General features: G+C 53.8%; 23 protein-coding genes. 10 read left to right on the top strand and 13 right to left on the bottom strand.

Features of this window, described 5'->3' with window-relative positions:
- Positions 1–54: 54 nt before the first annotated feature.
- The 9 genes from ihfA to VW41_08970 all read right to left on the bottom strand — a co-directional run bounded on the left by ihfA (position 55) and on the right by VW41_08970 (position 8,727).
- The gene (gene ihfA, locus VW41_09010; protein ID AJZ89165.1) at positions 55–354 is read right to left on the bottom strand and encodes an integration host factor subunit alpha; all 300 of its coding nucleotides are present in this window, start codon (positions 352–354) and stop codon (positions 55–57) included.
- 4 nt (positions 355–358) lie between these two features.
- Positions 359–2,746 carry a phenylalanine--tRNA ligase gene (gene pheT, locus VW41_09005; protein ID AJZ89164.1) on the bottom strand — a complete coding sequence of 796 codons (2,388 nt, stop codon included), beginning with the start codon at positions 2,744–2,746 and terminating at the stop codon, positions 359–361.
- Positions 2,747–2,760: 14 nt separating this feature from the next.
- A complete protein-coding gene (locus tag VW41_09000; GenBank protein ID AJZ89163.1) occupies positions 2,761–3,744 on the bottom strand; it encodes a phenylalanyl-tRNA synthetase in 984 nt (327 codons plus the stop codon).
- Positions 3,745–4,167: 423 nt separating this feature from the next.
- Positions 4,168–4,524, bottom strand: a complete 357-nt coding sequence (gene rplT / locus VW41_08995; GenBank protein AJZ89162.1) for a 50S ribosomal protein L20 — start codon at positions 4,522–4,524, stop codon at positions 4,168–4,170.
- Between the two features lie 44 nt (positions 4,525–4,568).
- Positions 4,569–4,766, bottom strand: coding sequence for a 50S ribosomal protein L35 (locus VW41_08990; protein ID AJZ89161.1), 198 nt, complete (start codon positions 4,764–4,766; stop codon positions 4,569–4,571).
- Between the two features lie 91 nt (positions 4,767–4,857).
- Entirely contained in the window at positions 4,858–5,346 is a 489-nt protein-coding gene (locus tag VW41_08985; protein AJZ89160.1) for a translation initiation factor IF-3, read from the bottom strand.
- 57 nt (positions 5,347–5,403) lie between these two features.
- On the bottom strand, positions 5,404–7,332 hold the full coding sequence (thrS, locus tag VW41_08980) for a threonine--tRNA ligase (protein ID AJZ89159.1): 1,929 nt from the start codon (positions 7,330–7,332) through the stop codon (positions 5,404–5,406).
- 258 nt (positions 7,333–7,590) lie between these two features.
- Complete coding sequence (locus VW41_08975) at positions 7,591–7,845, bottom strand: hypothetical protein (GenBank protein AJZ89158.1); 255 nt, start codon at positions 7,843–7,845, stop codon at positions 7,591–7,593.
- A gap of 123 nt (positions 7,846–7,968) precedes the next feature.
- Positions 7,969–8,727, bottom strand: a complete 759-nt coding sequence (locus tag VW41_08970) for a membrane protein (protein AJZ89157.1) — start codon at positions 8,725–8,727, stop codon at positions 7,969–7,971.
- 291 nt (positions 8,728–9,018) lie between these two features.
- Between VW41_08970 and VW41_08965 the strand changes: the two genes are divergently transcribed.
- From VW41_08965 to VW41_08955, 3 genes are all read left to right on the top strand, one after another.
- The gene (locus tag VW41_08965; protein AJZ89156.1) at positions 9,019–9,948 is read left to right on the top strand and encodes a 6-phosphofructokinase; all 930 of its coding nucleotides are present in this window, start codon (positions 9,019–9,021) and stop codon (positions 9,946–9,948) included.
- A gap of 99 nt (positions 9,949–10,047) precedes the next feature.
- Positions 10,048–10,329: a hypothetical protein gene (locus VW41_08960; GenBank protein ID AJZ89155.1), complete on the top strand. Its 282-nt coding sequence runs from the start codon at positions 10,048–10,050 to the stop codon at positions 10,327–10,329.
- Positions 10,330–10,427: 98 nt separating this feature from the next.
- Positions 10,428–11,288, top strand: coding sequence for a hypothetical protein (locus VW41_08955; protein ID AJZ89154.1), 861 nt, complete (start codon positions 10,428–10,430; stop codon positions 11,286–11,288).
- 41 nt (positions 11,289–11,329) lie between these two features.
- Here VW41_08955 and VW41_08950 read toward each other — a convergent pair whose 3' ends face one another.
- Positions 11,330–11,866 carry a membrane protein gene (locus VW41_08950; GenBank protein ID AJZ89153.1) on the bottom strand — a complete coding sequence of 179 codons (537 nt, stop codon included), beginning with the start codon at positions 11,864–11,866 and terminating at the stop codon, positions 11,330–11,332.
- 168 nt (positions 11,867–12,034) lie between these two features.
- Here VW41_08950 and VW41_08945 point away from each other — a divergent pair, with 168 nt between their 5' ends.
- From VW41_08945 to VW41_08935, 3 genes are all read left to right on the top strand, one after another.
- On the top strand, positions 12,035–12,703 hold the full coding sequence (locus tag VW41_08945; GenBank protein AJZ89152.1) for a 2-deoxyglucose-6-phosphatase: 669 nt from the start codon (positions 12,035–12,037) through the stop codon (positions 12,701–12,703).
- 121 nt (positions 12,704–12,824) lie between these two features.
- The gene (locus VW41_08940) at positions 12,825–13,415 is read left to right on the top strand and encodes a hypothetical protein (GenBank protein ID AJZ89151.1); all 591 of its coding nucleotides are present in this window, start codon (positions 12,825–12,827) and stop codon (positions 13,413–13,415) included.
- Positions 13,416–13,547: 132 nt separating this feature from the next.
- Positions 13,548–14,939 (top strand): L-cystine transporter tcyP, encoded by a 1,392-nt coding sequence (locus VW41_08935; GenBank protein ID AJZ89150.1) that lies wholly within the window; start codon positions 13,548–13,550, stop codon positions 14,937–14,939.
- Between the two features lie 193 nt (positions 14,940–15,132).
- On the opposite strand, the gene VW41_08930 is transcribed toward VW41_08935, so the two are convergent.
- A complete protein-coding gene (locus tag VW41_08930; protein AJZ89149.1) occupies positions 15,133–15,369 on the bottom strand; it encodes a cell division modulator in 237 nt (78 codons plus the stop codon).
- A 151-nt stretch (positions 15,370–15,520) separates the two neighbouring features.
- A complete protein-coding gene (locus tag VW41_08925; protein ID AJZ89148.1) occupies positions 15,521–15,862 on the bottom strand; it encodes a transcriptional regulator in 342 nt (113 codons plus the stop codon).
- Positions 15,863–16,129: 267 nt separating this feature from the next.
- Here VW41_08925 and nadE point away from each other — a divergent pair, with 267 nt between their 5' ends.
- From nadE to VW41_08905, 4 genes are all read left to right on the top strand, one after another.
- A complete protein-coding gene (nadE, locus tag VW41_08920; GenBank protein AJZ89147.1) occupies positions 16,130–16,957 on the top strand; it encodes an NAD synthetase in 828 nt (275 codons plus the stop codon).
- A gap of 66 nt (positions 16,958–17,023) precedes the next feature.
- On the top strand, positions 17,024–17,914 hold the full coding sequence (locus tag VW41_08915) for an aromatic amino acid exporter (protein AJZ89146.1): 891 nt from the start codon (positions 17,024–17,026) through the stop codon (positions 17,912–17,914).
- Positions 17,915–17,980: 66 nt separating this feature from the next.
- Positions 17,981–18,844: a nucleotide excision repair endonuclease gene (locus VW41_08910; protein AJZ89145.1), complete on the top strand. Its 864-nt coding sequence runs from the start codon at positions 17,981–17,983 to the stop codon at positions 18,842–18,844.
- A 204-nt stretch (positions 18,845–19,048) separates the two neighbouring features.
- A complete protein-coding gene (locus VW41_08905; GenBank protein AJZ89144.1) occupies positions 19,049–19,384 on the top strand; it encodes a lipoprotein in 336 nt (111 codons plus the stop codon).
- Positions 19,385–19,471: 87 nt separating this feature from the next.
- Here the strand turns inward: VW41_08905 and VW41_08900 are convergent, their stop codons facing one another.
- On the bottom strand, positions 19,472–21,016 hold the full coding sequence (locus tag VW41_08900; protein AJZ89143.1) for a histidine ammonia-lyase: 1,545 nt from the start codon (positions 21,014–21,016) through the stop codon (positions 19,472–19,474).
- Between the last annotated feature and the right edge of the window lie 69 nt (positions 21,017–21,085).

The following is a 21,085-nucleotide window of genomic DNA, read 5'->3' as shown; positions in this document are numbered from 1 at the left end:
TTAGCGTGTCATAAGAAAAAAAAGGCCGCGAATGCGGCCTTTTGTTAACTCAGGTTACTCGTCTTTTGGCGACGCGTTTTCAACCCGACTTTTTAGCTTCTGACCAGGTCGGAAGGTCACCACACGGCGCGCCGTAATGGGAATATCTTCACCGGTCTTCGGGTTGCGCCCGGGACGTTGGTTTTTATCGCGTAAGTCAAAATTACCAAAGCCCGAGAGTTTAACCTGCTCACCGTTTTCCAGAGCGCGACGGATCTCTTCGAAAAACAGCTCTACCAGCTCTTTGGCATCTCGTTTGCTAAGCCCAAGCTTATCAAACAGATATTCTGACATTTCAGCTTTTGTAAGCGCCATACGTTCAATCCCTCAATGATGCCTGGAATCGCTCTTTTAATGCCTCTACACATTTTGCAACGGTAGCGGCCATCTCCTCTTCTTCGAGTGTACGGCCCGTATCCTGCAGGATAAGGCTTATGGCCAGGCTCTTGTAGCCATCGGCTACGCCCTTGCCACGGTACACGTCAAATAAGTTTACGCCAACTACCTGATTTGCGCCAACTTTCTTACACTCGGCCAAAACATCTGCTGCCGGGACGTTTTCAGCCACTACAACAGCGATATCGCGGCGGTTTGCCGGGAAGCGAGAAACGTCCTGCGCCTCAGGCACCACGCGGTCTGCGAGCTTGTTCCACAGCACCTCGAACACCACAGTGCGGCCGTTAAGGTCCAGTTTACGTTCCAGCTCAGGGTGAACAACACCAATGAAACCAATGCATTCACCTGCTAAATAAATGGCAGCACTTTGCCCAGGATGCAAGGCCGGATTTGTCTGCGCTCTGAATTCGATGTCTGAAAGTTTGCCGGTAAGGGCCAGAACGGACTCAAGATCGCCTTTCAGATCATAGAAGTCAACGGTGTTACGCGCCAGATCCCAGTGCTCTTCATAGCGGTTGCCGCAGATAGCGCCCGCCAGCATAAGATCCTGACGAATCCCAAGGTCTGCCTGAGTATCAGGCACAAAGCGCAGGCCGGACTCGAAAATACGCACGCGGCTTTGCTGGCGGTTCTGGTTGTAAACCACGGTTGTCAGCAGGCCACTCCACAGCGACAGACGCATGGCGGACATGTCGGTAGAGATAGGATTAGGAAGAATCAGATTTTCTTCGCCCGGGTGCAGAAGCTGCTGAATTTTCGGGTCGACGAAGCTGTAGGTAATAACTTCCTGATAACCTTTGTCCACCAGCATGGTTTTCACCCGCTTCAGAGAGAGGTCAGCTTCGCGATGGGTGCCCATCACCAGCCCAGCCTGTACCGGGCTGTTTGGAATACTGTTGTAGCCGTAAACGCGGGCCACTTCTTCCACCAGGTCTTCTTCAATTTCCATATCGAAACGCCAGCTTGGCGCAACGGCAGTCCACTGGGACTGTTCTTCGGTCACTTCGCAGCCCAGACGACGCAGAATGTCGCTGACCTGAGCATCTTCGATGTGGTGACCAATCAGACGGTCCAGTTTGCTACGACGAAGCGTAATGGTGGCGCGTTTAGGCAGATGCGCTTCGCTTGTGACATCGATAACCGGGCCAGCTTCACCGCCGCAGATATCCACCAGCAGACGGGTCGCTCGCTCCATCGCTTTGTACTGCAGCGCAGGATCTACGCCACGCTCGTAGCGGTGGGAGGCATCGGTATGCAGGCCATGACGGCGCGCCCGGCCGGTGATGGACAGCGGGCTGAAGAAGGCACATTCCAGCAGCACGTTCTGGGTTTCGTCGTTAACACCTGAATGCTCGCCGCCGAAGATACCGCCCATGGCCAGGGCTTTGGAGTGGTCAGCAATCACCAGGGTGTCGGCATTCAGCTTCGCTTCGCTGCCGTCCAGCAGCACCAGGGTTTCGCCCTCTGTCGCCAAACGCACCACGATCCCACCGTCAATACGGTCCAGGTCAAAGGCGTGCATCGGCTGGCCAAGCTCCAGCAGCACATAGTTGGTGACGTCAACCACCGCATCGATGGAACGGATGCCGCAGCGACGCAGCTTCTCTTTCATCCACAGCGGCGTGGGTGCCTTAACGTTGATGCCTTTCACAACGCGGCCCAGATAACGCGGGCAAGCTTCCGCCGCGTCTACACGAATTGGCAGCGTGTCATTGATAGTCGCGGCTACGGCTGTAATTTCTGGCTCAGCCAGCGGCAGTTTGTTCACAACCGCCACGTCGCGAGCCACGCCGATAATACCGAGGCAGTCGGCACGGTTTGGCGTGACGCTGATTTCAATGGTGTTGTCGTCGAGCTTCAGATATTCACGAATGTCGGTGCCGATTGGCGCGTCCGCTGGCAGCTCGATGATGCCGTTGTGGTCATCGGAAATACCCAGCTCGGAGAAGGAGCACAGCATCCCTTCCGATGGCTCACCGCGCAGTTTGGCAGCTTTGATTTTGAAATCACCCGGCAGCACAGCGCCAACGGTCGCCACGGCGACTTTCAGGCCCTGACGGCAGTTTGGGGCGCCGCAGACGATATCCAGCAGGCGATCGCCGCCTACGTTAACTTTTGTCACGCGCAGTTTGTCGGCGTTCGGGTGCTGGCCGCACTCAACCACTTCCCCGACCACAACACCGTGAAAAGCCCCTGCTACGGCATCAACGCCGTCCACCTCAAGCCCTGCCATTGTTATCTGGCTGGAAAGTTCGTCACTGCTGTTGGCTGGGTTTACCCATTCGCGTAACCAGAGTTCACTGAATTTCATTGGATATCCCGCCTTTATTTGAACTGTTTGAGGAAACGTAAATCATTTTCGAAGAATGCACGCAGATCGGTCACGCCATAGCGCAGCATGGTCAGACGCTCCATGCCCATACCGAAGGCGAAGCCGGAATAAACTTCCGGATCGATGCCCACGTTACGCAGTACGTTCGGGTGCACCATGCCGCAACCCAGAACTTCCAGCCACTTGCCGTTTTTACCCATCACGTCCACTTCTGCGGACGGTTCGGTGAACGGGAAGTAAGACGGGCGGAAGCGGATCTGCAGATCCTCTTCGAAGAAGTTATTCAGGAAGTCGTGCAGTGTTCCCTTCAGATTGGTGAAGTTGATGTTGGTATCAACGATCAGGCCTTCCATCTGGTGGAACATCGGGGTGTGGGTCTGGTCGTAGTCGTTACGATAGACGCGGCCAGGGGCGATAATACGAATTGGCGGCTGCTTGTCTTTCATGGTGCGGATCTGCACGCCAGAAGTCTGGGTACGCAGCAGACGGGTCGCGTCAAACCAGAAAGTATCGTGGTCAGCACGCGCCGGGTGGTGGCCTGGAATATTCAGCGCATCGAAGTTGTGATAGTCATCTTCAATTTCAGGACCGGTCGCTACGGTAAAGCCCAGTTCGCCGAAGAAGCTTTCGATACGGTCAATGGTGCGGGTTACCGGGTGCAGGCCGCCATTTTCGATACGGCGGCCAGGCAGAGAAACATCAATCGTTTCTGCCGCAAGGCGTTCGTTCAGCGCGGCGCTTTCCAGGGCGGCTTTACGAGTGTTCAGCGCTTCCTGAACCTGCTCTTTAGCTTCGTTAATCACCGCGCCCGCTGCCGGGCGTTCTTCCGCTGGCAATTCACGCAGGGTGGTCATCTGAAGGGTCAGGTGCCCCTTCTTCCCTAAATATTCGACGCGTACGTTATCTAACGCGGCAACATCCTGGGCATCGTTTATGGCTGCTTTGGCACTGGCAACCAGCTCTGCGAGATGTGGCATGGTATTCCTCTTATGCCGGCAAACTGCCGGGGTAGTTGGTCTGATTCGAAAACGAAACGCAAAAAAAAAGCCTCCGGACAGGAGGCTTTCGGCGCTGTTTTTCGTTTCTTTTCTTACGCGCAAAGCCCCCTGAGTCAGGCGCTAAAGTAAAAAAAGAAGCGGAAAATAGCAGCATTCATGCTTGCAGTTACCTTATTTGACATAATTTCGCTTTGGCTATTGAACGAGCTACGGCGTTGAAAGTCAATAATTTGATTGTGTTATGCCCTAATAATTCGATTTGTAGTAAGGCTGCAGGCTCGATTATCCCCGAGGCTTACTTAAGTAAGTGACTGGGGCCAGCGAGTGCAGTTAACGCAGCTACAGATTGAAGTATGACGGGGATAAATTAAAAGAGGGAGCAAGCTCCCTCTTAAAACTGGCTTATGCCAGAGCTGCTTTCGCTTTCTCAACCAGGGCAGTGAATGCCACTTTGTCGAATACGGCGATGTCAGCCAGGATCTTACGGTCGATTTCAACAGAGGCTTTTTTCAGGCCGTTGATGAATTTGCTGTAAGAGATACCGTTCTGACGAGCTGCAGCGTTGATACGTGCAATCCACAGCTGGCGGAACTGACGTTTACGTTGACGACGGTCGCGGTAAGCGTACTGACCAGCTTTGATAACAGCCTGGAAGGCAACGCGGTATACGCGAGAACGCGCACCGTAGTAACCTTTAGCTTGTTTGAGGATTTTTTTGTGACGAGCACGTGCAATTACACCACGTTTTACGCGAGCCATTTAGCTCTCCTGTTTCTATTCTGAATTAATTAAAAAAAGTTTACTTATGCGTACGGCAGGCAAGCGACAACCAGGCCCAGATCCCCTTTGGAGACCATGCCTTTCGGACGCAGATGACGTTTACGTTTGGTAGACTTTTTAGTCAGAATGTGACGCAGGTTAGCGTGCTTACGCTTAAAACCGCCAGAAGCAGTCTTTTTGAAGCGCTTAGCGGCGCCGCGTACTGTTTTAATCTTTGGCATTTCAATTTCCACTTCGCATTGTTAATAAAACGAACCAGTAGGCGAACAAAATCCGCGAGGCCGAAGCCCCACGGTCTGTTACTTGATGGCCTTACTGTTTCTTCTTCGGAGCAAGCACCATGATCATCTGGCGGCCTTCGATCTTCGTTGGGAAGGATTCGACTACTGCCAGTTCACTCAGATCGTCACGGACGCGGTTAAGCACTTCCATACCAATCTGTTGGTGTGCCATTTCACGCCCACGGAAACGCAAGGTGATTTTGGCTTTGTCTCCGTCTTCCAGAAAGCGAACCAGGCTGCGGAGTTTTACCTGATAGTCGCCATCATCGGTACCAGGTCGGAATTTAATTTCCTTAACCTGAATAACTTTTTGCTTCTTCTTCTGTTCCTTAGAAGATTTGCTTTTCTCGTAGAGGAACTTGCCGTAGTCCATGATGCGGCAAACAGGCGGCTCGGCGTTTGGACTGATTTCGACTAAATCAACCCCAGCCTCTTCGGCTTTTTCTAAAGCTTCATTCAGACTGACAATACCAATCTGCTCGCCATCAATACCGGTCAGACGAACCTCAGTGGCACGAATCTCTCTGTTAATGCGATTAGGACGCGCCGGTTGAACTCTTTTTCCGCCTTTAATACTTTATTCCTCCAGTTGATGAAGATTGCGGCTGCGAATTTCTTGCTGCAGCTTTTCAATCAATTCGTTGACGTCCATGCTCCCCAGATCTTTGCCGCGGCGGGTACGAACGGCAACTTTGCCTGCTTCGACCTCTTTATCGCCACAAACCAGCATATAAGGGACACGACGTAACGTGTGTTCACGGATTTTAAAGCCTATCTTCTCATTTCTCAAGTCCGCTTTTACGCGAATGCCCGCATTTTGGAGTTTACGAGTCAATTCGTTAACGTATTCCGCCTGGCCGTCAGTGATATTCATCACCACCGCCTGTACCGGAGCAAGCCAGGTTGGGAAGAACCCAGCAAACTCTTCGGTCAGAATACCGATGAAGCGTTCCATTGAACCTAAAATGGCGCGGTGAATCATTACCGGCACCAAACGCTCGTTATTTTCGCCAATGTAAGAGGCGTTCAAGCGGGTTGGCAGGGAGAAGTCAAGCTGAACGGTACCGCACTGCCATGCGCGATCCAGGCAGTCATACAGCGTGAACTCAATTTTCGGGCCGTAGAATGCACCCTCACCCGGCTGATAGTCAAACGGGATATTGTTTTCCTGCAGCGCAACGGCCAGATCCGCTTCCGCGCGATCCCACATTTCGTCGCTACCGATACGTTTTTCCGGACGGGTAGACAGCTTCACCACGATTTTCTCGAAACCGAAGGTGCTGTACATGTCGTATACCATGCGGATACAGCTGTTTACTTCATCACGAACCTGCTCTTCAGTACAGAAGATATGGGCGTCGTCCTGAGTAAAGCCACGCACACGCATCAGGCCATGCAGCGCGCCCGAAGGCTCATTGCGATGGCAGCTACCAAATTCCGCCATACGCAGCGGCAGGTCACGGTAAGACTTCAGACCCTGGTTGAAGATCTGTACGTGGCCCGGGCAGTTCATCGGTTTGATGCAGTATTCACGGTTCTCAGAAGAGGTGGTGAACATCGCGTCTTTATAGTTGTCCCAGTGGCCCGTTTTTTCCCACAGGACGCGGTCCATCATGAACGGACCTTTCACTTCCTGGTACTGGTACTCTTTCAGCTTAGAGCGCACAAACACTTCCAGCTCGCGGAAAATAGTCCAGCCGTCGTTGTGCCAGAACACCATACCCGGCGCTTCTTCCTGCATATGGTACAGGTCAAGCTGCTTGCCGATTTTGCGGTGATCGCGCTTGGAAGCTTCTTCCAGACGCTGCAGATAAGCATTCAGCTGCTTTTTGTCAGCCCAGGCGGTGCCGTAAATACGCTGCAACATCTTATTGTTGCTGTCGCCACGCCAGTATGCACCAGAGGTTTTCTGCAGCTTGAAGTGATGGCAGAAACGCATGTTTGGCACATGAGGCCCGCGGCACATATCCACGTATTCTTCGTGATGATACAAACCTGGTTTGTCATCATGGCTGATGTTTTCATCAAGAATGGCGACTTTATAGTTCTCACCGCGATTGACGAAAGTCTCGCGGGCTTCCTGCCAGCTCACCTTCTTCTTGATAACGTCGTAATCTTTCTCGGCCAGCTCGTGCATACGCTTCTCGAGCAGCTCAAGATCTTCCTGCGTCAGGGTGTGGTCCAGATCAACGTCGTAATAGAAACCGTTGTCGATAACCGGGCCAATCGCCATTTTGGTGTGCGGCCACAGCTGCTTGATGGCATGACCCAGCAGGTGAGCACAGGAGTGGCGAAGAATTTCCAGACCCGCTTCGTCTTTCGCGGTGATAATGGCAAGCTTCGCGTCGTTTTCGATAATATCGGAAGCATCAACCAGTTCACCGTCTACGCGGCCAGCGATACACGCTTTGGCAAGGCCTGGACCGATATCCAGCGCAACGTCCATTGGGCTAACGGGTTTGTCGTAATGGCGTTGGCTACCATCAGGAAGAGTAATAACAGGCATGTTAAGTCCTTATCTGCAGTGGTGACCCACACGAAAGATCACATACAGTAGAGAAATTGGATTTAGAACAGTTCGTTGCGTAACCATTTGACCAACAATCGCCGAATTGGTACGCAGTCTGGTATACAAATGAAAAATGGCATCGCTGCCATTTCACCTGAAGCTTTAATGGTAACACTAACGGAAAGGGGAATACATCCTTTGTTGCCCGGAACTGCCCTGATAAATAAGGCCTCCCCCCACCTTCTTCAGGGAGAATCAGGCCGCTTTTTCCTTCTCTTCCACCAGCACCAGCGGGCATTTTTTTACCTTACAAGCCTGGGAGTAAGCCAGTTCGCACACCGCGCAAAGGTCTCTTAGTTCCGACTCATATTCGTATTCCATGAAATAGCGAAAGGTCCCACCGCCGGACTCAGTGCGCCAGAATCGCTGCGGCTCCAGAATTTCGTCAAGCTGCCTGAAGGTCAGGGCTGAAGGGTTATGAAACCCCACTCGTACACGATAGATAGTCATGCACGATTATTCTCAGGACACGCCGAGTTTTGCCAGGCGGTTTTGGTTCTCAAAAAGATAGGAAAAAACGAAGAGTGGGCACACGAGGTGAAAAAAAGCCGGAGATCATCCGGCTTCTTAGTCTTACATCTTATACCCGAGCGTAATTTGCGTACGTCTGTCGGTATGGTTTGGTGCAGTTGACGGCGGATCGGAGTTCCAGGTCACGTTATAGCCTACTTTCAGGCCAAAATGCTCACTGATAGCCACATCCAGCGCCGTTTCGGAGTTCACCGTGGTGTCATCACTGCCCAGCACGGACACGCCCTGAATAAACTTAGCGTTGTCGGTTAGCTGCCAGTTATAAGTCGCAGACGCATAGCCCAGCGCCTGAGTCTCATTTTTACCATCGGTAAATTCGTCATAACGTACACCTGGACCAAATTCCACACGCAGGCTGTGAACCGGACCATTCAGCAACTGACGACCATAACCCGCGGTGAAAATATCGCGCGCATGATAGCCGTTGTACCGGTCAGTCAACCAGCTTGCCTGACCGAAGAGATAGTCATAGTCAGTCATGTTGTAACGACCACGCCCACCTGCTGAGTATTTCTCAGAAGAGCGCACGTCGTTGGAAGAGGTGTTACTGGCGGTACCCCAAATTGACCAGGCGGTAGCCGTGTTGTACCAGGTCATATTGGTGTTAGCAGTCAAGTTGGAACTTTTGGTATTGCCTGCCTGCGCAAGATAGCCTGCATTCAGATTACCTTCGAAGGGTTTCTTCGCGGTAGTCGGGTCATCCATGACAGTAAATACTGAGTCATCTGCCACTGCGAAGTGGCTAAAGAACGCTCCACCGGTGAGTAAAAGCGCAACCGGCACTGTCTTTAAAAGCTTCATTTATTAATCCGTACAACACAAAAAAGAAACCATTAAGGTTCCGGAATCTTTCCTCGGGATCAAATCTAAGCCGACGCGGAAAGGTTACAAATTATAAAAATTCCGCAATAACATAGCAATGGATTCTTGTTTCATTTTTTGTATAAGAGCACTCTTAAAACATCTTTATTTTCATAAGGATACGAAGATCATGGTTTTTGCATAATCATTCGATAAATCATGATTTTAATTAACTTTTCACTTCCCGCTTCGGTGCTAGGCTTTAGGACAATGGCTAAAAAAGGAGGAGACATGACCGCTATTTTTACACTCACCCTCGCCCCTTCCCTCGACAGCGCCACCGTCACGGCGCAAATCTATCCTGAAGGGAAGCTTCGCTGCACCTCGCCCATATTTGAGCCCGGCGGCGGCGGCATAAACGTTGCCCGTGCCATTGTGCATTTGGGTGGACATGCCACGGCGATATTCCCCGTTGGCGGCGCTACTGGCCAGCATCTTCGTGACCTGCTGCTCGAAGAGCGTGTCACCGTGGACACCGTTGAGGCGAAAGACTGGACCCGCCAAAATCTGCATGTCCATACCGAGTCTACCGGCGAGCAGTATCGATTTGTTATGCCCGGAGCCGCCCTGACGGATAATGAATTCCTGCAACTGGAACAAAAAGCCCTCGCCCTCCATCGCGGCGATATTCTGGCGATCAGCGGTAGCCTGCCCCCGGGCGTTGATCTCAATAAACTTTGTCGACTAGTCAAAACGGCACAGGAGAAAGGCATCCGCTGCATTGTGGACAGCTCGGGAGAAGCGCTGAAAGCCACCCTGGCACTGGGCAACCTCGAACTGGTGAAGCCGAACCAAAAAGAGCTAAGTGCATTAGTCCAGCGCGAGCTTACGCAGCCGGACGACGTGCGCGCCGCCGCACAGCACCTTGTTGACAGCGGTCAGGCAAAACGCGTTGTGGTTTCTCTGGGGCCTCAGGGAGCCCTGGCGGTTGATGCACGCGAATGCGTGCACGTCGTGCCGCCGCCGGTCAAAAGTCAGAGTACCGTCGGTGCCGGAGACAGCATGGTTGGCGCTATGACGCTCAAACTGGCGGAAAACGCGCCGCTGCTGGATATCGTTCGCTATGGGGTAGCGGCCGGGAGTGCCGCGACGCTGAACAAAGGCACTCGCCTCTGCTCGCTGGAAAATACGCAGAAAATCTACGCCTGGCTACGAGGCTAACGTTTCGTTGCAGAATAAACAGACTGCCGAGGGGCGAGAATATCGCCATTCCGGCAGCATGAACTATGCTAAAACCTTCAGGATAACAACGGGGTGACTATGAGTGATGTTGAACGCTATGTGATAACGGTGCAATTTGAGGAGCAAAGCCTGACCGACATCAACGAGCTGAACAATCAGCTCACCCGCGGCGGTTTTTCTCTTACACTCACCGACGATCAAGGCAAAATTCACGAACTTGGCCCGGGCAGCTTCGGGCTAATCAGTACGCTCGATGAACAAGAAGTTGAAGCGCTGGCCAGAGGGCTGGGGGCCGTGGCGCTGGGAGCAGAGCCTGCCGTCATCGTGACCCGCTGGGAAGTTTGGCAGAAACAAAAGTAAGTAGTGGCCGGGGTTGTGCGTCAGCGCGTGTTTTTGTCCGGCAAACGGCGATAAGCTATTGATTGCAGTGTCTACCAGCAAACCTGGGGAGAAAAGTCATGTGGCAAGCCATCCGTCATTTGTTAAGCGAGCAGTTGGGCGAGGCAGATATTGAACAGCGCACCGAGCTACCCGGCGGCGAAATTCACGCGGCATGGCATATTCGTTATGCGGGCCACGAGATCTTCGTCAAGTGTGACGAGCGCGAAATGTTGCCCATCTTCACGGCAGAAGCCGACCAGCTAGAACTGCTGTCGCGCAGTAAAACTGTCAGAGTGCCGAAAGTCTGGGCGCTCGGCAGCGACAGGGATTACAGCTTCCTGCTACTGGAATATCTGCCCTCTAAACCTCTCGATGCCCATAACGCGTTTCTCCTCGGCCAGCAGTTGGCCAGGCTTCATCAATGGAGCGACCAGCCGCAGTTCGGTCTCGACTTCGACAACGATCTCTCCACCACGCCACAGCCCAACGCCTGGCAGCGGCGCTGGTCAACCTTCTTTGCGGAGCAGCGCATTGGCTGGCAGCTGGAAATGGCGGCGGAAAAAGGCATCGATTATGGCGATATTGATTTGATCGTTGATTTTATCCAGCAGGCGCTGGCCTCTCATCAACCTCAGCCTTCGCTACTGCACGGCGATCTCTGGTCAGGCAACTGCGCCCTCGGGCCTGACGGGCCCTTTATTTACGACCCCGCCTGCTACTGGGGGGATCGGGAATGCGATCTGGCCATGCTGCCGCTGCACAGCGACCAGCCGCCGCAAATTTACGACGGGTATCAGTCCGTTTCACCGTTGCCAGCGGGCTTCCTCGACCGCCAGCCCATTTATCAGCTTTATACGCTGCTTAACCGGGCGATTTTGTTCGGCGGGCAACACCTGGTTACGGCACAAAAAGCGCTGGAAAAAGTGTTAGCGGCGTAGGCATAAAAGCGGGCCGCTCCTGAACGGAGTGGCTCGCTGTATTATAAAAAGCCGAGCAGCTTGAAGAAGAAATAACCCACCACGATGACAATCACCGGCAGGACATAAAGCGGGAAAATCTGTAGTAAGATCGTGTGATGCGGAACAATCACTTTCGCATCGAGCTGCGCTTTGCTGAGCCCTTCTGCCCCTTTAGCCTGCTCAAGAATCAGCTGATCCTGCACGCCCTCACGCAGGAATTTTGCCTGGCGGCTCATGCGGGCCCCGGAGTCCTGCAGCGCCAGACCGATAAAAATCAGCGCAAATATCAGCCAAAAGAAGACGTTCACCTGGCCGTTAAAATCCGGTAGCGGCGAGTTGTACCAGAAGAGATTCAGGAACGGCGTATTGAAACGCATCATCTCAATCATCACATGGGCGAAATCCATCATCACGGCGTCAATGCCCGGCTGTTTTTCGCTGTGCTGATACATAAATTTCAGGACTGAAATCACCGTCGACAACAGCGCCGGGATAAAGACAACCCAGCCTGCCACGCGCTTTAAAATCGCAATGCGTCCAGCTTGTTGATACGTCATGTACTCCCCTTTATTAGGACGTAACGTTATACGCTCAAAGTCTACCTTGTGTGGCACTATTTCGCCTGAGCTTTGCGGGCTAAATTCGCAAAAGCGGTAGCTTCGGGCTTCGTTTCCGGCTAAAGATACACAAACATTTTATTTTGACGAACAGAAAGGAGTCATTTTATGGCCGAAACGCGCCAAATCCTCGCGGCAATTTTTGATATGGATGGACTGCTGATAGATTCTGAACCACTTTGGGATCGTGCGGAGCTGGACGTGCTGGAGAGCATCGGCGTCGATATTACGCGTCGTCACGAACTGCCTGACACCCTGGGATTGCGCATCGATCTGGTGGTCGAACTTTGGTATTCGCGTCAGCCCTGGACTGGGCCTTCGCGCGAGGAAGTAACCGCGCGCGTTATCGAACGCGCCATTTCGTTGGTTGAAGAGCAACGCCCGCTCTTGCCTGGCGTTGTTGAGGCGGTGAAGCTGTGCAAAACGCTGGGCCTGAAGGTTGGCCTCGCCTCCGCATCTCCGCTGCACATGCTGGAAAAAGTGCTTGAAATGTTCGACCTGCGCCAGCACTTCGACGCTATAGCCTCCGCCGAACATCTGCCTTACAGCAAACCGCACCCACAGGTGTATCTGGATGCCGCCGCGAAACTGGGGATCGATCCGCTGTCCTGCGTGACGCTCGAAGACTCCGTCAACGGTATGATTGCCACCAAAGCGGCGCGGATGCGTTCCATTGTGGTGCCTGCCGATGAGAACTTTGCGGACCCACGCTGGTGCCTGGCGGACGTCAAACTCCCTTCGCTGGTTCAGCTGACCGAAGCAAGCCTGAAAGGCTAAACCTGTCGGGCGACTGATGTCGCCCATTTTTCTGACAAAATGTTACACCGTCACCTCTTCCGAATACTGTACAAAAACCCTATACTGGATGAATCGACAGTTTCTTCATTCAGGTTGTATCATGACGGCGGAAGGCCACCTGCTCTTTTCTATTGCCTGTGCAGTTTTTGCCAAGAACGCCGAACTGACGCCCGTCCTCGCCCAGGGTGACTGGTGGCATATTGTGCCGTCCGCGATCCTGACCTGCCTGTTACCCGATATTGACCACCCGAAGTCCTTTCTGGGCCAGCGGCTAAGCTGGATCTCAAAACCGGTAGCGCGAATGTGCGGCCATCGGGGATTTACCCACAGCCTGTTTGCGGTTTTCGCCGGGCTGGCGCTGTTTTATCTCAAAGTGCCGGAAAGCTGGGTCATTCCTGCCGATGCGCTGCAGGGCATGGTACTGGGTTATCTGAGCCATATTCTTGCCGACATGCTGACCCCGGCCGGGGTGCCGCTATTGTGGCCATGCCGCTGGCGCTTCCGCTTCCCGATTGTCCGGCCGCAAAAAGGTAACCAGCTCGAGCGGGCCCTGTGCATGGCCCTGTTTGGCTTTGCGGTCTGGATGCCCCAAAGCCTGCCCGAAAACGGTGCAGTACGCTGGTCTTCGCAGATGATAAATTCGCTGCAAACCACCTTTAATAGCTTTATAACCCACCAGTCTGAGCGTTAAACAGTCAAAATCATTCATTTGGTAATAATCAATTCCTTTTGAATATAAGCCAACGTCCTGCCATCTGTTACGCTTTGCAACATAACGGCCGCCCTTGCGCGGCCGCGTGACAATAAATCAGGAGATATGGGGATGAATTTTCCACTGGTAGCGAACATCGTGGTGTTCGTTGTACTGCTATTGCTGCTGGCGCAAACTCGCCATAAACAATGGAGCCTCGCCAAAAAAGTACTGGCGGGTCTGGTGCTGGGCGTGATCTTTGGCCTGGCGCTGCACACCATTTATGGTTCCGACAGCGCGGTGCTGAAAGATTCCATTCAGTGGTTTAATGTGGTCGGTAACGGCTATGTGCAGCTGCTGCAGATGATTGTTATGCCGCTGGTCTTCGCCTCAATCTTGAGCGCCGTGGCCAAACTGCATAACGCCTCCTCGCTGGGGAAAATCAGCGTTCTGTCTATCGGTACGCTGCTGTTTACCACGCTGATTGCCGCGCTGGTCGGGGTGCTGGTTACCAACCTGTTTGGCCTGACCGCTGAAGGCCTGGTTCAGGGCAATGCAGAAAACGCCCGTCTGGCGGCGATTCAGTCCAACTACATTGGTAAAGTTGCAGACCTGACCGTCCCACAGCTGATCCTCTCCTTCGTGCCGAAAAACCCGTTTGCCGATCTGACCGGGGCCAACCCGACGTCTATCATCAGCGTGGTGATTTTTGCCGCCTTCCTCGGCGTCGCGGCGCTGAAGTTGCTGAAAGATGATGCGCCGAAAGGCGAGCGCGTGCTGGTCGCTATCGACACCCTGCAAAGCTGGGTAATGAAGCTGGTTCGCCTGGTGATGCAGCTGACGCCATACGGCGTGCTGGCGCTGATGACCAAAGTGGTGGCGGGTTCAAACCTGCAGGACATCATCAAGCTGGGCAGCTTCGTGGTGGCGTCTTACCTTGGTCTGGCAATTATGTTTGGCGTTCACGCCGTTCTGCTGGCATTCAACGGCGTTAGCCCGGTGAAATACTTCCGCAAAGTTTGGCCGGTGCTGACCTTCGCCTTTACCAGCCGCTCCAGCGCAGCGAGTATTCCGCTCAACGTTGAAGCGCAAACCCGCCGTCTTGGTGTACCAGAATCGATTGCGAGCTTCTCTGCCTCTTTCGGTGCCACCATCGGCCAGAACGGCTGTGCGGGCCTCTACCCGGCTATGCTTGCCGTCATGGTGGCGCCGACCGTAGGGATTAACCCGCTGGACCCGGTCTGGATTGCAACCCTGGTAGGGATTGTGACCGTGAGTTCCGCAGGCGTTGCCGGCGTGGGCGGCGGTGCAACCTTTGCTGCGCTAATTGTTCTGCCAGCCATGGGGCTACCGGTAACGCTGGTCGCACTGCTGATTTCCGTTGAGCCGCTGATTGATATGGGCCGTACCGCACTGAACGTCAGCGGGTCGATGACCGCCGGGACCATCACCAGCCAGTTGATGAAGCAGACCGACAAAGAGATCCTGAACAGCGATGATGAAGTGGAATTAGCCCACCGTTAATCTGAACTGAGATGCAAAAAGGCCGCTATTTCTAGCGGCCTTAATTTGCGTCAAACAACCGAAAAATGGGATTTTCGATTGTTTGGGGCATACCAGAAAACATCATTCATTGCTTTTATTAGATTGAAGTTTAATCTCTCAAGAACAATCAATTCCGTCTGGATCTGGAGGCCGCTATCACTAGCGGCCTTTTTTATACTTCGTTTTCCTGCCGGACCTGTTTTGCCCAGCGCTGTGCCGACTCCGGCAGGGTAAACGGCGGTGACTGGCGGAAGGCATCGCCCAGTAAGACAAACGCTACATACTGCCCGCGCAGCAGATAGACATCTTTAAAACCGTCCACTCGCCATGCATGAGCCGGTGGCGCTGGCTCCACGCGAGGCGTGTAGGTAATGATTGGGCGTGTATTTGGTTGGCGCAGTGGTTTCATAGGCAACGGGATTTGAACTGAATTAGTAAACAACCTCACCATGATAGCGGATCTCCCCCATCTTCGTCGCCCCCCTCTTCTCTGCCTCCGCCCGTAAGGCAAAAAAAGCCCGGCGCAGAGGCTGCAGCCGGGCTCTTTACAACCGGATAGCTTAGGCTTTAGGTGCCTGCGGATCGGTGTCGTATTCAGCACAGGTCTGGTAACCGGAGTTCATCACCCGACCGGCGTCATCCAGCGCAACAAAGTAAGTTTCAGCTTTACCGTTCCTCTGGCCCAGAATATAAGTCTGGCAGGTTCCTTTGGCGTGAATCATGGTCACTTCAGAAGACGGTTTACCGGCAATCTGCTGTACCTGGGCACGGGTCATGCCTTTTTTCACATCTTTCACCACTGGCTCAGTCACCAGATCTTTGGTACGATCGTAAGCGGTACACCCTGCCAGCATAGCCATTACCGCTGCCGCGCCTAAAAATCCTGCAAATTTATTATTCATAATTATCCTCATCAATGAATGTATTGATCCTGCGTGTTAGATAAGCCTGGAATATAAAAGAACATTTTTCAACTCGTTAGCCTTAACGAGTGAAAATTCGGACAATGAGAGTATGCATAAGATTCCCGTCTGGTTTGCAGGAAAACTCGCCGCCTGCAAGGCGGGCAAGTCTTTGAGCCTTGTCGTTTTCAGCGCAACAGGGTAAGTTTTATGGCAATAAAATTTTGCGGCCTGCAGGTTGCAGGCAAAGCTTATTGGAGGGGTTAAATGGCTCTGCAACAAGAGATTATTCAGGCACTGGGCGTCAAGCCACAGATCGACGCCACAGAAGAGATCCGCGTCAGCGTTGATTTTCTGAAAACGTACCTTAAAACCTACCCGTTTATTAAATCTCTGGTGCTGGGGATAAGCGGCGGCCAGGACTCAACCCTGACGGGCAAACTTTGCCAGTTAGCCATCAGCGAACTGCGAAAAGAGAGCGGTGACGAAAGTTATCAGTTTATCGCCGTGCGCCTGCCGTTTGGCGTACAGGCCGACGAGCAGGACTGCCAGGACGCCATTGAATTTATTCAGCCCGACCGCGTGTTAACGGTGAACATCAAGGGTGCCGTGCTTGCCAGCGAGCAGGCGCTGCGCGAAGCGGGTATCGAACTGAGCGATTTTGTTCGCGGCAATGAAAAAGCGCGCGAGCGCATGAAAGCGCAGTACAGCATCGCCGGCATGACCAAAGGCGTGGTGGTAGGAACTGACCATGGCGCGGAAGCCGTCACCGGCTTCTTCACCAAGTATGGCGACGGTGGCACCGACATTAACCCTATTTTCCGCCTCAACAAACGCCAGGGCAAACTGCTGCTGAAAACGCTGGGCTGCCCGGAACACTTGTACCTCAAGGCCCCGACAGCCGATCTCGAAGACGATCGCCCTTCTCTCCCGGATGAAGCGGCCCTGGGCGTAACCTACGTGCAAATCGACGATTATCTGGAAGGCAAAACCGTTCCGGCCGAAACGGCAAAAATCATTGAGGGCTGGTATCTGAAAACGGAACACAAGCGCCGTCCGCCGATTACCGTGTTTGATGATTTCTGGAAAAAATAGTCTGGCATAGTTTTGCGTGAGCAATTCTTCAGGGCGGCACAGTGCCGCCCTTTCTACAGGATAGACATGGACACCTCCTCCCAGCGCGCCACGCTTATCGGCCTTATCGCAATTCTGCTCTGGAGCACCTCCGTTGGCCTGTTGCGCAGCATCAGCGAGCACTTTGGTGCTGTCGGCGGCGCGGCCCTGCTCTACACCGTCAGCGCGCTGTGCCTTTGCATCGTCCGGGGCTTGCCCAAAATACGCGAGCTCCCACCTCGTTATCTCTGGGTCGGCGGGCTGCTCTTTGTTGGCTATGAAATAAGCCTGGCGCTTTCGATCGGCTTTGCCCACACCCGCGCCCAGTCTCTGGAACTGGGGATGATTAATTATCTCTGGCCCTGCCTGACCGTCTTTTTCGCCCTGTTTATTAACGGCCAACGCAGCAACCTGTGGCTGTGGCCTGGACTCGCGCTCTCCCTTGCGGGGATTGTGCAGGTGATGAAAGGCGACGGCGACTGGTCTCCTCTTATGATGTGGCACAACATTCTCGATAACCCACTGGCCTACGGCCTGGCTTTTGCCGCCGCCGTTATCTGGGCGCTGTACTGCAACCTGACGCGACGCTGGAGCGAAGGTAAAAGCGGCGTCAGCCTGTTCTTCTGCGCCACCGCGCTGGTGCTGTGGATCAAGTTCGCCTTTGTTGAACACCCGGCAATACACTTCACGCTATCCGGTACGGCGCAGCTGTTATTTATGGGGATTTCCACCGCCGTCGCCTACTCAGCCTGGAATGTTGGCATTCAGCGCGGAAACATGACGCTGCTCGCCACGGCTTCCTACTTCACGCCGGTGTTATCCGCCCTGCTCGCCACGCTGTGGCTGGGTTTGCATCCCGGGTTTGCATTTTGGCAAGGCGTATTAATGGTGGTAGGCGGTTCTCTGCTCTGCTGGCTGGCCACCCGTCGCTATGGTTAACGGCGATTCACTCTTCACGGTTCGGGCTGCTATACTGGGAAAATAAACAGTAATCAGGAGTTCGATGTGGTCAGGCGGGCAAATACGTCGCGGCTGGAGTTTGAAGCCGCGGCGGTCTATGAATATCCGGAACATCTCAGGCCGTGGCTGGACTGTCTGCCCAAAGGGCCCGGCATCTATGTCTTTCACGGGGATAGCGACGTCATGCCGCTGTATATCGGCAAAAGCGTGAATATACGCACGCGCGTGATGTCCCATTTTCGTACGCCTGATGAAGCAGCCCTTTTAAGGCAGTCTCGCCGGATTACCTTCATCCGCACCGCCGGCGAACTCGGGGCGCTGCTGCTGGAAGCGCAAATGATCAAAGAGCAGCAGCCGCTGTTCAACAAGCGCCTGCGCCGTAACCGTCAGCTTTGTTCCCTGTCTCTTCAGGGGGAAACACCGCAGGTGGTGTACGCCAAAGATGTCGATTTTTCCCGCCAGCCGGGTCTGTACGGGCTGTATGCGAACCGTCGGGCCGCGCTGCAAACGCTACAGGGGCTGGCCGATGAGCATCGGCTCTGTTACGGCCTGCTGGGCCTGGAATCCCTGAGTAAAGGCCGGGCCTGTTTTCGCTCGGCGCTTAAACGCTGCGCCGGCGCATGCTGCGGCAAAGAGACTCAGGCCGAGCATCACGCCCGCCTGGTTCAGGCTCTCGAACAGGTGCGCCTGATTTGCTGGCCATGGAAAAACTCCGTTGCCATTGTGGAACGCAGCCCGGAGATGACCGAGTATCACCTGATAGATCACTGGTTTTATCTTGGCTCCGTACAGCGGCTGGCTGACGCCACAAACCGCCGACAGCCGCCGGAAGGCTTTGACAACGATGGCTACAAGATTCTCTGCAAGCTGATGCTGAGCGGGGAATATGAAGTGATAGAGCTGAAATAAAGACATTCCGGGGCACTTGTTTTAATTCATGATTGACGTTTGTCGATTAGCTGCAATAATGCCCCCCCTATCTTTGTGGGCTAATAATACGTGCTATGTCAGCAATGAAGGAAAGTAACTTGCCTGTTTTTCTGGTTCTTTGTTGCCATATCAATTGAGCAACATTTTGAAATATAATAAAAATAAAGTTAATTAAGGATAATGATGAACAAAGTTTTTATTTCAGTACCGGTTTTATTTTCTTTGCTGCTTGTAGGCTGTGCAACAAAACAGTATCCACAATCTCCATCAGTGACGACAGAAGAAGCCACGGCTCTCGATTGTAAGGCCCTGGACGTAGAGATAGCCAAACTCCATAGCGTTCAGTCAGAGATTGAATCTACCGGGCAATTTGACGGCAGAACAGTTCTTGGTTTTCTGGGTGACTTCGGTATCGGAAACGGGATGGCAAAGGACGAAGCTCGGCAAAAAGCCCAGTCGAGGCTCAATCAGCTTCAATCCCTTAAGCTAGCTAAATGCTTCGGGAACAATGGAAAGTAAAAACTAAAGGCCGCTGAAGCGGCCTTTATTACCTGAAGAAGCAGAAATCCTCTCTCCGCCCTAAACCAGCCAATGCCAAAATGTCTCTTACAAAGATGACGAAGGCAGAAGCCGGGTGATAGCCTCCGGCCAGCCGTCGCTGCAGCCCCAGAGGCGCATTTGCTCGATATCCGGTGCCAGCAGGCGGTCTTTTTCCAGGAACGCGACGCGCTCGCGAATATCCCCGAAGACCTTTTCAAGCAGCGGTGAACTGCTTAACGGCCTGTGAAATTCGATGCCCTGAGCCGCCGCCATGGCCTCAATTCCAACCACTGCCGCAGTGTTAAAGCACATTGCACCCAGACGTCGTGCCGCATAGGTTGCCATGGAAACGTGATCTTCCTGATTGGCAGAGGTGGGCAAACTGTCGACGCTGCCCGGGTGGGAGAGCGATTTGTTCTCGGAGGCCAGCGCTGCAGCGGTGACCTGCGCGATCATAAAGCCGGAGTTAATCCCGCCCTCTTTCACGAGGAACGGCGGCAGACCAGACAGCCCGGTATCCAGCAGCAGCGCCAGGCGGCGCTCCGAAATCGCACCAATTTCCGCCACCGCCAGCGCGATGATATCGGCGGCGAAGGCAACCGGCTCCGCGTGGAAGTTACCGCCGGAAATCACCTCCCCGGTGTCGCTGAACACCAGCGGGTTATCTGAGGCAGCGTTGGCCTCAATCTGCAGCACTCGCGCGGCATGGCGAAGGTTATCCAGACACGCCCCCATAACCTGCGGCACGCAGCGAATGGAATAAGGGTCCTGAACCCGGCCACAGTGGGCGTGGGAATCAACGATTTTACTGTCGGCGAGAAGCGCAGTAACCGCCGCAGCCACATCAATCTGTCCGGCCTGACCACGAGCCTGGTGGATACGCGCGTCAAACGGCTTCACGGACCCTTTGATAGCCTCCAGCGACAGCGCGCCCGCCACCAGCCCGGCCGCAAATACCTTCTCGCCCTCAAACAGCCCGCGCAGCGCAAGCGCCGTCGAAACCTGCGTGCCGTTCAGCAGCGCCAGACCCTCTTTTGGGCCCAGCACTAGCGGCTTAACGCCTGCCAGTTTCAAGCCCTCAACGGCCGGGATCTGTTCGCCGTTAACTCTGACATTCCCTTCGCCCAGTAACATCAGCGACAGGTGCGCCAGCGGCGCCAGATCGCCGGATGCCCCCACCGAGCCTTTCTCCGGGATCACCGGCATGACGCCGGCGTTAAACAGCGCAACAAGGCTGTCGATCACCAGCAGGCGAACGCCCGAATGCCCCCGTGACAGACTGATAATTTTACTGGCCATCACCAGCCGGACTACGTCATCCGGCAGCGCTTCCCCGAGCCCAACGCTATGTGACAGCACCAGGTTACGCTGAAGTTCAGCCAGATGATCGGTGGCGATGGTGGTTTGCGCCAGCTTGCCAAAACCGGTGTTAATGCCGTAGACCACATCGCCGTGGGCAACAATAGCCTCTACCGTCCCAAGTGCGCGCTCAACGGCGGCGACCGCGCCAGGGTCGAGCCTGAGCAGCACATTTCCGTGGTAGATCTCGCGCAGAGTGGCCAGTGAAACGGAACCTGGAGTGAGACTGCATAGCTTCTTTTGCGTTGACATGTCAGCATCCTGTTTGCATCGGGTTTTTGTCTATATTTGTATATACAACTTAACTAATAAACCAAATAA

Origin of the sequence: Klebsiella michiganensis, assembly GCA_000963575.1 — a bacterium.
In the GTDB taxonomy this organism is placed as follows: domain Bacteria; phylum Pseudomonadota; class Gammaproteobacteria; order Enterobacterales; family Enterobacteriaceae; genus Cedecea; species Cedecea michiganensis_A.
Note: the sequence above shows the minus strand (reverse complement) of the source record. Positions and strands in the feature narration are given on the sequence as shown.